We start from the raw sequence: 12268 nt of genomic DNA on the forward strand, positions 1-12268 counted from the left end.
TCCGAGCTTAGCGCCGGATTTCGACTTAGGGGACCTTCCTTGTTCAAGCGCATACTTCGTATCTTTCTCATCATTTTGGTCTTGGTCGTGCTCGTCCTCGTGGTCAGTAGCATCGTTGGCCTTAACATCATGCGCGACTTCGGAACCAAGCAGTTCTTCGCCACGATGAAGCCGCCGGCAGCGACCGTTTCTACGACAGTCGCCAACCCGTCGAACTGGACGCCCGGCGTCGAGGCGATCGGTACGGTGCGAGCCGTGCGCGGTGTCGACCTGACGGTCGAGACCGCCGGAATCGTCAAGGAAGTCACCTTCCATGCCAACGACAAAGTGGCGGCCAATGCGGTGCTGCTGCAGCTCGACGACGCCGTCGAACGCGCCGATCTCGACGCGCAGAAGGCGCAGGCCGCGCTCGATCAGGTGTCGCTGACCCGCGCCATCGAACTGACCAAACGTGGTGTCGGCTCCGACTCGACGCTGGACAGCGCGCGTGCGGCGGCTTCCGCTTCGGCATCCCAGGTCACCAGGCTGCAGGCCGTGCTCGACCAGAAACAGTTGACCGCGCCCTTCGCCGGCACGGTCGGCATTCCGAAGATTGACCTGGGCCAGTATATCGCACCCGGCACCTCTGTGGTGACGCTGCAGGATCTCGACACGATGCGGGTGGACTTCACGGTTCCCGAACAGCAGCTCCCGCTTCTCAAGATCGGCCAGACGGTTCGGATCGGCCTCGGTGGCGACGACAAACCGTTCGCCGGCGCCATTCGCGGCATCGACCCCAAGATCGACCCGTCCAGCCGACTGGTGAACATCCGGGCGGAAGTCGCCAATCCCGACGGCAAACTGACCCCGGGCCAGTTCGTGCAGGTGCGTGTCGAACTGCCCGAGGAGCAGAACGTCCTGTCGCTGCCGCAAACAGCGCTGACCACCAGCCTCTATGGCGACTACATCTTCGTCGTGCAGCCAGCCAAATCAGCCGAAGCGGCACCTGCCCAGCCGGCCAAGGCGGAAGAAAAGCCCGCCGCCGCGGCCACCGACAAGCCGGCCGACGCCAAGCCGGCTGACGCGATGAAACCAGCAGCCGATGCCATGAAGCCGGCGGCAACCGATCCGGCCAAGTCGGCGGCTGAAGGCGACAAGCCCGCGCTGGTGCTGTCGCAGGTCTTCGTCAAGCCCGGCCGCCGCAATCAGGGCATGGTCGAGATCGTCGATGGGCTGAAGGCTGGCGACGAGGTCGTCACCGCCGGGCAGAATCGCCTTTTCAACGGCATGTCCGTCAACGTCGACAACACGATCGATCCGACCAAATCGGCAAACAAGCAGGCCGATCAGCAATGAGCATTTCCGATCTCTTCATTCGCCGGCCTGTCCTTTCGACCGTCCTTGCCTGCATGATCCTGCTGCTCGGTTTCCAGGGCATCTTCAACCTGTCGATCCGGCAGTATCCGAAAGTCGACGAAACCGCGATCACCATCACCACGGCCTATCCCGGTGCCAGCGCCGACCTGATCCAGGGCTTCATTTCCGCCCCGATCGCGCGCGCCGTCGCCTCGACCGAGAACATCGACTACGTGACCTCGTCCAGCCGTCCGTCCTCCAGCACCGTGACGGTGCAGATGAAGCTCGGCTCCAACCCCGATGTGGCGCTGACCGAAGTGCTGTCCAAGGTCCAGGGCGTGCGCGGTACCTTGCCGGATGCTGCCAAGGACCCGGTCATCGTCAAGGGCACCGGCCAGCAGTTCGCGATGATGTACATCTCGATGCAGAATCCGAACATGACGAAGGAGCAGTTGACCGAGTATATCCAACGCGTCATCAGGCCCCGCATGTCGACGGTCGAAGGCGTCGCCGACGTGCAGATTTTCGGCGCCCAGCAATACTCGATGCGCGTCTGGATCGATCCGGTCCGGCTCGCCGCGCGCGGCGTGACGGCAGCGGAAGTGCTGACGGCAATCAACAATTCCAACTTCCTGTCGGCGCCCGGCAACACCCAGAACGAATATGTCGTCTCGTCGATCACCGTGCGCTCGACGCTGCAGACGCCGGAAGCCTTCGCCGAACTCCCCCTGCGCTCGACCGACGGCAATGTCGTGCGGCTGCGCGACGTGGCCCGTGTCGAACTCGGCGCGGAAAATACCGACACCAGGGTCTCCTTCAACGGCAAGCCAGGTACCTTCCTCGCCATCTTCCCGACCCCGGCCGCCAATCCGCTGACCACTGCGGCGGCGCTGACCAAGCTCGTGCCGCAGATCCAGGAAACGCTGCCGAAGGGCATGACGATCGAGGTCGTCTATGATGCCACCGGACAGATCAGCGCCTCGATCGACGAGGTCTTCAAGACCATCGCCGAAGCGGTTGCCATCGTCGTGGTGGTCATCCTCCTTTTCCTTGGCTCTTTCCGCTCGGTGATGATGCCGATCATCACCATTCCGCTGTCGCTGATCGGCGTCTGCTTCCTTTTGTTTGCGGTGGGCTACTCGATCAACCTTCTGTCGCTGCTGGCCATGGTGCTGGCGATCGGCCTTGTCGTCGATGACGCCATCGTGGTGGTGGAGAACATCCATCGTCACATGGAAGAAGACCACATGACGCCAATGCAGGCAGCGTTCAGCGGCATGCGCGAGATTTCGACCGCCATCATTGCCATGACCATGACACTGGCTGCCGTGTTTGCGCCGCTGGCCTTCACCGGCGGCCTGACCGGTGCGCTGTTCCGCGAATTCGCGGTGACGCTCGCCGGCTCGGTGGTGCTGTCGGGCGTCATCGCCATCACCATCACCCCAATGATGTCGGCGCGCCTGTTGAAACCCGGCAATGCGGGCCGTTTCCAGCGCATCGTCGACGGTACCTTCTCGCGGGTCGAGCATGTCTACGAACGGGCCGTCACCGGTTCGCTGAACTACCGTCCGCTGACGCTGATCATCGTGCTGGCACTTGTCGGCGTGACTGGCTTCATGTTCACCAAGACCTCGAGCGAACTGGCGCCGGAAGAGGATCAGGGCTTCCTGCTCTCCCTGGTGACCGCGCCGCGTTATGCGACATCCGATTACACCGAGACATACGTCAACCAGATTCTCGGTCTGGTGAAGGATATTCCGGAAACACGGGCACAATTCTCGGCCGTCGCCTTCGGTGGCACCACAAACAGCGCTTTCGTCGGCTTTGCCTTCAAGGATTGGGCGGAGCGAAAGCGTAACTCCAAGGAACTGCAGGCCGACATTTCGGCTCGTATCGCCAAGGTGGCGGGTGTGCAGGCCTTCGTCTTTGCGCCGCCAACACTGCCGGGTTCCGGCGGCGGCCTGCCTATCGCGATGGTGGTGCGGTCCACCGGCAACCCTGCCGAAGTCTTCGAGGAGGCCGAGAAGATCAAGAACAAGGCGCAGGCATCGGGCCGATTCATTGTCGTGCAGAATTCGATGGCCTATGATGCACCGCAGGTGACGGTCACCATAGACCGCGATCGCGCCGCCGCGCTCAACCTGCCGATCGCCGACATCGGCCGCACGTTGACGCTGCTCGTGGGCGGCGCCGAAGTGGCGCAGTTCGACCGCGACTCCAACAGTTACGACATCATTCCACAGGTGCCGCAGGAATTCCGCGACAATCCCGAAAGGCTCGGCGAGTACTTCGTTCGCAGCGTGACTGGCGAGATGGTGCCTTTGTCGGCCGTGGTGAAGATTTCCACGAATGCAGCGCCGGCCGCGATCGAGCAGTTCAACCAGCTCAATTCGTCGACGATATCGGCGCTGCCGTTGCCCGGGGTCACCACCGGTGATGGACTGAAGGCGCTCGAGGACATCGCCAGGGAAAGTCTGCCCGACACTTTCTTCATCGACTATTCCGGTCAGTCCCGGCAGGAGAAGGAACAGGGCAACACGATCCTGATCGCTTTCGGAGCGGCCGTCATCGTCATCTATCTGGTGCTTGCCGCGCAGTTCGAAAGCTTCCGCGACCCGCTGATCATCATGATGGCGGTGCCGCTGTCGATCTTCGGCGCGATGTTGCCGCTCAACATGATCCCGAACATCAATATGATTTTCATGATCATGGGATCGCATTTCAGCATTCCACCCGCAACGCTCAACATATACACGCAGGTCGGCCTGATCACGCTGATCGGCCTGATCACCAAGCACGGCATCCTGCTGGTCGAGTTCGCCAACCAGCAGCGCGAGGCGCATGGCATGCGCCGGCGTGATGCCATAATCGCTTCCGCCAAGGTGCGCCTGCGGCCGATCCTGATGACCACGGCAGCGATGGCGCTCGGCGTGGTGCCACTGATCGTGTCCAGTGGTGCGGGTGCCGCGGCCCGATATTCGATGGGTCTGGTGATTTTTGCCGGTATCCTGATCGGCACAATGTTCACGCTCTTTGTCGTGCCCATGTTCTATACCTTCATCGCCAGCAAGGACCTGCCGCATCATGCGGAAAAGCCGGATCCGAAATTGATGCCGGCACTGCAGAACTGACACAGACTGAAAGACGAAAAAAGAGGCCGGAAAAATCCCGGCCTCTTTTTTTGGCTGCGCTCTATACCGCCGGTTTGTTCCGGCGGGAGTCCTGAACAGGCGCGGCAGTCAGCCGGCCCGCCCACAGCCTGCTACTTTACGATGACGATGCTGGTGTTGGCCGGCCCGAAGGTCTCGACCAGTTGGTAGAAATCGGCGGCATTGTCGGGATGCAGCCGCACGCAGCCATGCGAAGCCGGTTGACCGAGGCGCTTGATGGCATAGGTGGCGTGCACCGCGTAGCCGCCGCTGAAGAATACCGAATGCGGCATCGGCGCATTGTCGTACTTCTTTGAATACCACATCTCATGCATGCGCGTCGGCTTGAACGAGCCGGTCGGCGTGACATGCGCCCGGTCGCCGGTCGAAACCTTCCAGGCGAAGGTCGGCCGCCCATCGACCGAGACTTCCATGACCTGCTGTGAAAGCGAGACCCGCGCCACGATCTTGTTGGCGGCGTGCGCGGCATTGGCGCCGAACAGAAGTGCCGCACCCGTGAGGGCAGCGGCGGTGATGTTGATGAGCGTGGCGGAAATGGTGGTGTGCATGACGATGTCCCCTCTTTGTGCCGGTCAGGCCGGCTTCATCTGATGAGCGGCTTATCGCTGCGGCATGTTTCGGACAGATTTCGCGAAATGCTCGTTTGTGTTTCGAATCTGTTTCCTATGGCTAACAAGCCGAGTGGCGGTCGCACCCCTCAAAACCGGCACGAGATACAGCACATAGGTATTTCTCGTGAAACGAAAGTTCGAATTGCCCTCATATGAAACATCGATGATCAATCTCGAAACCAGTCGGCAACAAAGCGCGGCTTCAGGCGGCATGATCCAGATACGGGCCGGAAGCAAAGTTGACGTAACGAGAGCAGACGGCAACGACCAAGGGAACGAAATCGAACACGCGGTCCTGGCTCTTCAGGATCAGTATCGCGGCAGCGGTCATCGGCGGTGTCGGCACGGTTGCCGGCGGTCCTGCGACGCGGCTGGCGGCGATGAGTTCGAGCGAAATCTCTACCCTGCACGCCGCGCTGTTTTCCACCTCGGTCTGGATTGGTTCCAGCCTGCGCATCGCCCGGTTGAAGGCCCTCTGGCGGGTTGGCCTTCGGTTGCAGGCATTGCGCGGCCCCTCCGGCAACTTGCTGCCGAGAGGACCGAAGGCCCGCGCCGCTGCGGGGGGCTCCGTGGGCGGCGCGGGCACTTCGGGAGTTTCCTGAAGCGACCCGCTTAGAAATTGATTTTGGGAGTTGGAACGATGAAAACGAAATTCGCGGCCTCGGTGCTTTCCGCGCTGCTTTATGCGCAGGGCCTGCTCGGCTTTGCCGCTCTTGCCACCGTGCTCCTCAAGGAGCGTGCCCAGGCAAACGAACTCGTCATGGGCAGCGATACGCCATCGGGTCCGTCGCTGCTGGTGGTACGCTGAATTCTGGAGGCATCGGCGAGCAGGAAACCCCGATGCTCAACCGGACCGATTACCCAAGCGCGCTGCCGTCAGTCAGCAAATTGCCGTGGCGGATCGAACCGGTAGCCGGCGCCGCGTATGGTTGTAATGGTTTCGGTGTCGAGCTTGCGGCGCAGCCGCACGATCCGCGAATCGATCGAGCGATCGAAGGCGTCGGCATTCTCGGCCGGCGCGGCGGCGATGATGTCGTCGCGCGTCAGCACCTTGCGCGGGCTGGCCAGGAACAGCCTGAGCAGTGCCACCTGACCGGGCGAAAGCTGTTCCTCCGCACCGGAGCGGTGCATGACGATGGCCGATCTCAGATCGACGGTCGCGTTCTCCAGCACGATCAGTTCCTGGGTGCCTCTGCCGCGCCGCGAAAGCAGGCCGCCGACACGGGCGGCGAGTTCCCGGACATTGAGCGGACTTTCGACGACGTCGGCCGCACCCAGTTCGAGCGCCAGCACCTTGTCGACCAGATCAGCCGGCCGGCAGATCAGGATGAAATCGGGTCCATCCCCGCCGCCTTCGCCTTGGCCGCCAAAGCGCCTGAGCAGATCCCGCCCCTCCACCTGGCTGAGACTGTCGCCGACGACGACGACATCGATGCCTCCGCCCGCCAGCAGCGATTCCGCCTCCCAGGGCTGCCGTGCCTGGCGCACATCATGGCCACGCCGCTCGAGATGGTCGGCAAGTTCGGTCGCGACCACGTCGGCGACGGAGACAAGCGCGATGACGGCTCGTGTGGCCATATTTCCCAACCGTTCCCTGGCAACCGGATATGAGTGCTGGACATCATGTTTATACCCAATCTACTTTCCACTGAAAGTGGGAGCGAAAGCATCGTGCGGGCAAGAATTGTCATCGTCGAGGACGAGCCCGACCTGAGGGACGCGGTAGCCGAATATCTCGGCGCCGCCGGCTTTGATGTTGCAACCGCCGAAAGCGCGGCCGCCGCGCGCGGCCTGGTCGAGACCCAGGCTTTCCATCTGGCCATTCTCGACATAGCCATGCCGGGCGAGGACGGGCTGTCGCTCGGCCGCTGGCTGCGCTCGAAAATGCCGATCGGTATCATCTATGCGACCGCCGCCGGAACCGCGCTCGACCGCATTGTCGGGCTGGAACTCGGCGCCGACGACTACATCGTCAAGCCATACGAACTGCGCGAAGTACTGGCGAGGGTCCGCAGCGTGCTGCGCCGCGTTCCGCAGCCGACTGAGCCAGCCGACCGTAAAGCCAGGACGGATCGCCGTTCCGTCGCCTTCGGCCCCTTCCAGGCCGATCTGGACGGCAGGCTGGTCACTGGTGTCAACGGCGCGGTGATCGACATGGCCAAGAGCGAATTCGACGTGCTGGAGGTTTTCCTGACCCGCGCCAACCGGCTTTTGACGCGGGCCGCGATCTCGGAAGCGATCGGCTTTACCGAGGATCCGGAATCGTCACGTGCCGTCGACATCCGCATCATGCGGCTGAGAAAGAAGATCGAGACCGACCCGGCGAACCCGAAATTCCTGCGCACGGTGCGCGGCGAAGGCTATATCTTTTCTCTGCCGACCGGCGACAGCAACTGAGCACCAGGCCCACGGGGTTCAGGTTCGCAGCCGTTGCTCGCCGATCGAATTGGGCCGGTCGGTGGCCCGACCGAATTGGCATGACTTTGGAATGACGGCTGACAATGACGGGCGAAACGGCAAGCAAGGATATGCAGGGGCTCAGGCAAGGCGCGGCGATGGCGGCCGTGCGCGTCGTTCGCCGGCTACGCGAGGCCGGCGACTGGCAGCGCGAGATGGAGGGCATACTGGAAACGCTATGCCGCGCCATCGAATGCCAGCGCGGTATCCTGTTTCGTTTGCGCGAACTGCCCGGCCAGGGTTTTGCCCAGTCGGTCGCGGCCTACTGGATTGATCCTGACTTCGGCGGCGAACTGGCCTCGCCGACCGTCATCATGCAGTCGATCGTCAATTCGGATCCCCTGCTGGAGCGCGTGGCCGAGGACGAGCGGCAAGGCAAGATCTTTGCCGGACATACGCGCAATCTCGAAGGGTTCCTGAGAACCGATTTCGAAAAGCAGAACATCAAGTCGTTCCTGTCGGTGTCGGTCTTCGCGCATGGCCATCTGTGGGGCACGCTCGCCGTCAACGATTGCGTCGACGAACGCGAATGGACCGACGAGGAAGAGGCGACGCTGCACATCATCGCGCTCGCCATCGGCGACGCCATCGAACACTCGCCCTCCGACGCCCATGCCAGCGAAGTGATCCGCCGCACCATGTTGCAGGCCTCGCTCGACGCCATCATCGTTATCGACGAGGCCGGATCGATCATCGAATTCAATCCTGCCGCCGAAAAGATGTTCGGCTTCCAGCGTGGCGACATTCTCGGCAAGGACCTGCTCGACACCGTCGTGCCGGAATACTACCGCAAGGGTTATTCCTCGGGCGCCGACTACATGTCGGGCCGTGGCGCGCCGATGGTCGGCCAGCGGCTCGAGACCGTGACGCAGAATGCCGCCGGCGAGGTGTTTCCGATCGAGCTGACGGCGACCGAGATGCGGGTCGCCGACCGTCGCCTGATCTTCGGCTCAATCCGTGACCTGCGCGACCGGCTGCGCGCCGAGGAAGAGATCAACCGGCAGCGTGAGAAGCTGCACCAGAACGAGAAGATGGCGGCGATGGGCTCGTTGCTTGCCGGCGTCTCGCATGAGCTGAACAACCCGCTGGCTGTTGTGGTCGCGCAATCGACCTTGTTGCACGAATTCGCCACCGACCCGCAGACCAAGGTCCGCGCTGAGAAGGTCCGCGCCGCCGCCGAGCGTTGCGGCCGCATCGTCAAGAGCTTCCTGTCCATGGTCCGCCTCCATCCCGCGGCACAGGCCGAGACCGATCTCAACCAGGTGATCCGCGCCGCGCTCGAGGTGACCGCCTATGGCGCGCGCTCGAGCGGCATTATCATCGACACCGATTTCGCGCCGGGTCCGCTGCTGGCCATGGCCGACGCCGATCATGTGACCCAGGTGGCGGCCAATTTCCTCATCAACAGCCAGCATGCACTGGCCGGCATTGCCGGCGACCGGCTGATCAAGGTGCGGACCTTCCGCGGCGATCGCGACAATCCAGGCTTCTCGGTCGAGGACAACGGGCCTGGCATTCCCGAAGCGATCCGCAACCGTATCTTCGAATCCTATTTCACCACCAAACCGGTTGGTGTGGGCACCGGCATCGGCCTGTCGATCTCGAAATCGATCATCGAACGGCACAATGGCAATGTCTGGTTCGAGGAGGTGCAGCCCAGAGGCGCGCGTTTCGTCGTCGAGTTGCCCGCCATTTCGGCCGGCATCGCCGCTGCCGGCGAAGCGCAGCCACGATCAAGCGGTCTGCGTCATGCCCTGATCATCGACGACGAGCCCGACGTCGCCGGCTCCCTGTCCGATATTCTCGAATTGATGGGCATCAAGTCGCGGATCGCGCCCGTCTGGGAATCGAACGCCGCCACCTTGAGCGGCTACATTCCGCCTGACATCGTTTTTTCGGACCTGCGCATGCCCGGCATCAGCGGCATTGCCATCTATCGCGAACTGCTCGTCGAAAGGCCCGACCTGGCGCGGCGTTTCGTGCTGGTCACCGGCGACCTGATCGGCGCGAAAGCGGAAATCGAAGCCTTGCCGGCGCCGCAACGGCCGCAGATCCTGGAGAAGCCGTTCAGCACCCTGGATGTGCGCAGCGTGCTTTCAACCATTGCCGAACAGGCCGCGTTGAAAGCATAAAAAAGAAGCTCCCGACCGACTGCGCGGCGGGAGCTGAATGGAGCGCTGGAGGGAGCGCTCGGGGAGGTCAGAGCATCATTGCGAAGAGGGAACCGGTTTCGGGATGATGCTTCGACGGAAATCTAAAAAATGTTCGGCGTGTTGGTCAGCGGCGCGGCATTGGCGATCATGCGAATCGCGCGGGCCTTGTGGGTACCGGACTGCTGGGCGATAGCGCGCAGGCAATCGACGCTCTCGGCACCCCAGGCCTGCCCCTTGCAGGCGAAATCGAGTGCCGACATCGGCAGGCGAGCGGTCTTGATTGTCGTCGGCGCGCCATCGACCACATTGGCCGGCGGATTTAGCGAAGCGAAGGCCGGGCCAACCGTCGGCGTGAACGCCATGCAGCCGACGGCGCAAGCAGCCAGCGCCATGAACATTGCCATGGGGTGGTCGCTGGCGCGCTGGCGCAGGGCCAGCTTCGGGCGACGGTCAGCGCGCTCCGGAGCCTGAAGGCGGTGCTCGCTGCTGATGGTCTCGACTTTCGCATACATTGCCTTCCCCTTCGTTGAGTTTCTTTTTGATGATTAAACGAAGTTAATCGCACTTTGTAACAGCACAAACGTGGCGTAGCTCTGACAATGTAACCAATTTGAAACGGGACTATCGGGCAAAATCGGGCAAAACCGGACATACCCGCTCGCAATGTTACCGAGAAAAGCGAATCTCGGACAGAATCCCGTTAGCGATCCGGTCCAGGCGCATGCCAAACGGCAGATCGGGCAAAGTGCGGCGACGCTTTTTGCCTCCGGGGATGGGTCTTGTTCTCCAACTCCGCGCTTGGCGAAATCGCGCTGAAATGGCGTTTGAGAACCCGACCTAACACCCGGATTCTCCGCGATTTTCTCGGGCAGCAGGGGCATCGAACTCGGCCAGAGAAGACGCAAAGACTCGGCACGGGAATTATCCAATCTTTCACAAGCCATTGCATTTCAATGTAAAATATGATTTTATTGAATGATTATTCAACAAAAAGAAGAGACGTTTTATGAACCCGCACCTCCGTGACGCGGCGATCCCCAACGATTGGGACCGGCGGGGACTACCGGGCTGGAGTTATCACTCCAACGCCCTTCTCGAGCTCGAGAAGGAGTACGTCTTCCGCAACCACTGGCAGATCGCCGGCCACGTCAGCGATGTGCCGAACGCGGGCGACTATCTGACCATGGACGTGATCGGCGAGCGCGCCCTGATCGTGCGTGGCAAGGATGGTGTCGTGCGGGGCTTCAACAACATGTGCCGCCACCGCGGCAGCCGTGTCGTCGCCGACAGCCAGGGCAATTGCAAGAATGCGCTGGTGTGCCCGTTCCATGGCTGGGTCTACAATCTCGACGGCACGCTGCGCGGCGCCGCGCGCCCGCGTTCCTTCCCCGACCTCGACAAGACCGAATTCGGCCTGATGCCGCTCGACCTCGAAATCTGGATGGGCTTCATCTTCATCCGCTTCCGCAAGGGCGGCCCGCAACCTTCCGTCGCCGAACTGCTGAAGCCCATCGAGGCCGAGATGGCCCATTACAATGTCGCCGACATGGTGCCGTCCTGGGGCATCTGGACCCAGAAATCGCCGGTCAACTGGAAGTCGGTGCGCGACGTCGACAATGAGGGCTATCACGTCGCCATGGCGCATCCGGCGCTACAGGATCTGTATGGCGCAACCTATTTCGACGAGCCCTTCATCAACGGCGTGTCGCGCTCCTTTGCCACCTACAATCCGCATGCCGGGCGGCGCTGGAGCGTGCGCGAGTACATCAAGCTCGCACCCGATGCATCGCACCTGCCGGAGCATCTGCGCAAGGCCTGGATCTACTACGGGATTTTCCCCAACAACGCCCTGTCGATCATGCCGGAATCGGTGCAATTCTATCAGGAGTTCCCGCTGTCGACGGGCGAGACCCTGTTGCGCGGCGCCGTCTACCGCTACCCCGACGAAACCAGGGAACAGGCCGCGGCACGCTATCTCGCCTACCGCATCGACCGCGACACCATGAACGAAGACGTGCAGTTGTCGGTGTGGTCGAACGAATCGATGCTGTCCGAAGCTTTCGAGGGCTTCTATCTCTCCGACCTCGAATACGGCGTGCGCACCCATCACGATCATCTGCGCCAACAGATCCCGGTCCTCGGCCTGGAGACGGCACCCGAGGAAAAGGACATGTGGAACCTGAACGACGCGTTGCGGTCGAGGGGGTAGGCGAGGCCGCCGAAGCTGCCAATCTCCCCCTCGAGGGCAGGGGAATCGCATATGGCGATTTTGCGCTTGAAGTTGGTGTGAGAAGGGATTCTTTGGGAAGGCAGTCCACTGAGGAGTGACTGCCATTTCCAGCCTTGAGAGCTATTTCGGCTCGGTTCCTGATCCGCGTGCTGCCAACGCCACGCACCGGCTCGGTGATCTGATCGTGATGATGATCGCGGCGAGCCTGTGCGGCGCGACCAATGCGACGGAGTTCTCGCTGTTCGCGCAAGAGCGCAAGCAAGCGCTGTCGCGGTTGATCAAATATGAGGAGGCACCCAGCCACGACACCTT

General features: G+C 62.0%; 11 protein-coding genes. 7 read left to right on the forward strand and 4 right to left on the reverse strand.

Annotated features, from left to right (window positions below; genetic code table 11):
• Positions 1-39 precede the first annotated feature (39 nt).
• The gene (locus A3AU_RS0119050) at positions 40-1335 is read left to right on the forward strand and encodes an efflux RND transporter periplasmic adaptor subunit (RefSeq protein ID WP_027054282.1); all 1296 of its coding nucleotides are present in this window, start codon (positions 40-42) and stop codon (positions 1333-1335) included.
• A complete protein-coding gene (locus A3AU_RS0119055) occupies positions 1332-4466 on the forward strand; it encodes an efflux RND transporter permease subunit (protein ID WP_027054283.1) in 3135 nt (1044 codons plus the stop codon). Before A3AU_RS0119050 ends, A3AU_RS0119055 begins: the two co-directional genes overlap by 4 nt.
• A 131-nt stretch (positions 4467-4597) precedes the next feature.
• Here A3AU_RS0119055 and A3AU_RS0119060 read toward each other — a convergent pair whose 3' ends face one another.
• Together A3AU_RS0119060 and A3AU_RS1000000139525 are read right to left on the reverse strand one after the other, a co-directional pair.
• Positions 4598-5053: a L,D-transpeptidase gene (locus A3AU_RS0119060; protein ID WP_027054284.1), complete on the reverse strand. Its 456-nt coding sequence runs from the start codon at positions 5051-5053 to the stop codon at positions 4598-4600.
• Positions 5054-5318: 265 nt separating this feature from the next.
• Positions 5319-5702: a hypothetical protein gene (locus A3AU_RS1000000139525; RefSeq protein WP_161633517.1), complete on the reverse strand. Its 384-nt coding sequence runs from the start codon at positions 5700-5702 to the stop codon at positions 5319-5321.
• Between the two features lie 54 nt (positions 5703-5756).
• On the opposite strand from A3AU_RS1000000139525, the gene A3AU_RS1000000139900 reads away from it, so the two are divergent.
• Positions 5757-5924, forward strand: coding sequence for a hypothetical protein (locus A3AU_RS1000000139900; RefSeq protein ID WP_081294202.1), 168 nt, complete (start codon positions 5757-5759; stop codon positions 5922-5924).
• 68 nt (positions 5925-5992) lie between these two features.
• On the opposite strand, the gene A3AU_RS0119075 is transcribed toward A3AU_RS1000000139900, so the two are convergent.
• A complete protein-coding gene (locus A3AU_RS0119075; protein ID WP_027054286.1) occupies positions 5993-6694 on the reverse strand; it encodes a response regulator transcription factor in 702 nt (233 codons plus the stop codon).
• Positions 6695-6739: 45 nt separating this feature from the next.
• On the opposite strand from A3AU_RS0119075, the gene A3AU_RS0119080 reads away from it, so the two are divergent.
• Together A3AU_RS0119080 and A3AU_RS0119085 are read left to right on the forward strand one after the other, a co-directional pair.
• Positions 6740-7513: a response regulator gene (locus A3AU_RS0119080; RefSeq protein ID WP_209444659.1), complete on the forward strand. Its 774-nt coding sequence runs from the start codon at positions 6740-6742 to the stop codon at positions 7511-7513.
• Positions 7514-7617: 104 nt separating this feature from the next.
• Positions 7618-9705: an ATP-binding protein gene (locus A3AU_RS0119085; protein ID WP_027054288.1), complete on the forward strand. Its 2088-nt coding sequence runs from the start codon at positions 7618-7620 to the stop codon at positions 9703-9705.
• A 122-nt stretch (positions 9706-9827) separates the two neighbouring features.
• Here A3AU_RS0119085 and A3AU_RS0119090 read toward each other — a convergent pair whose 3' ends face one another.
• Positions 9828-10238, reverse strand: a complete 411-nt coding sequence (locus A3AU_RS0119090; RefSeq protein WP_027054289.1) for a hypothetical protein — start codon at positions 10236-10238, stop codon at positions 9828-9830.
• A gap of 494 nt (positions 10239-10732) precedes the next feature.
• On the opposite strand from A3AU_RS0119090, the gene A3AU_RS0119095 reads away from it, so the two are divergent.
• Both A3AU_RS0119095 and A3AU_RS0119100 read left to right on the forward strand, forming a co-directional pair.
• Entirely contained in the window at positions 10733-11935 is a 1203-nt protein-coding gene (locus A3AU_RS0119095) for an aromatic ring-hydroxylating oxygenase subunit alpha (RefSeq protein ID WP_027054290.1), read from the forward strand.
• A gap of 115 nt (positions 11936-12050) precedes the next feature.
• Positions 12051-12268, forward strand: a 218-nt coding sequence (locus A3AU_RS0119100; protein ID WP_027054291.1) for a transposase family protein, incomplete at its 3' end; no start/stop codon positions are given.

It is taken from the genome of Mesorhizobium erdmanii USDA 3471 (genome assembly GCF_000472705.1).
In the GTDB taxonomy this organism is placed as follows: Bacteria; Pseudomonadota; Alphaproteobacteria; order Rhizobiales; family Rhizobiaceae; genus Mesorhizobium; species Mesorhizobium erdmanii.

Coding starts and splice junctions, on each gene's coding strand:
- A3AU_RS1000000139900 (WP_081294202.1), top strand. CDS start 5,757: ATGAAAACGAAATTCGCGGCCTCGGTGCTTTCCGCGCTGCTTTATGCG.
- A3AU_RS0119075 (WP_027054286.1), bottom strand. CDS start 6,694: ATGGCCACACGAGCCGTCATCGCGCTTGTCTCCGTCGCCGACGTGGTC.
- A3AU_RS0119060 (WP_027054284.1), bottom strand. CDS start 5,053: ATGCACACCACCATTTCCGCCACGCTCATCAACATCACCGCCGCTGCC.
- A3AU_RS0119095 (WP_027054290.1), top strand. CDS start 10,733: ATGAACCCGCACCTCCGTGACGCGGCGATCCCCAACGATTGGGACCGG.
- A3AU_RS0119085 (WP_027054288.1), top strand. CDS start 7,618: ATGACGGGCGAAACGGCAAGCAAGGATATGCAGGGGCTCAGGCAAGGC.
- A3AU_RS0119055 (WP_027054283.1), top strand. CDS start 1,332: ATGAGCATTTCCGATCTCTTCATTCGCCGGCCTGTCCTTTCGACCGTC.
- A3AU_RS0119080 (WP_209444659.1), top strand. CDS start 6,740: ATGTTTATACCCAATCTACTTTCCACTGAAAGTGGGAGCGAAAGCATC.
- A3AU_RS0119090 (WP_027054289.1), bottom strand. CDS start 10,238: ATGTATGCGAAAGTCGAGACCATCAGCAGCGAGCACCGCCTTCAGGCT.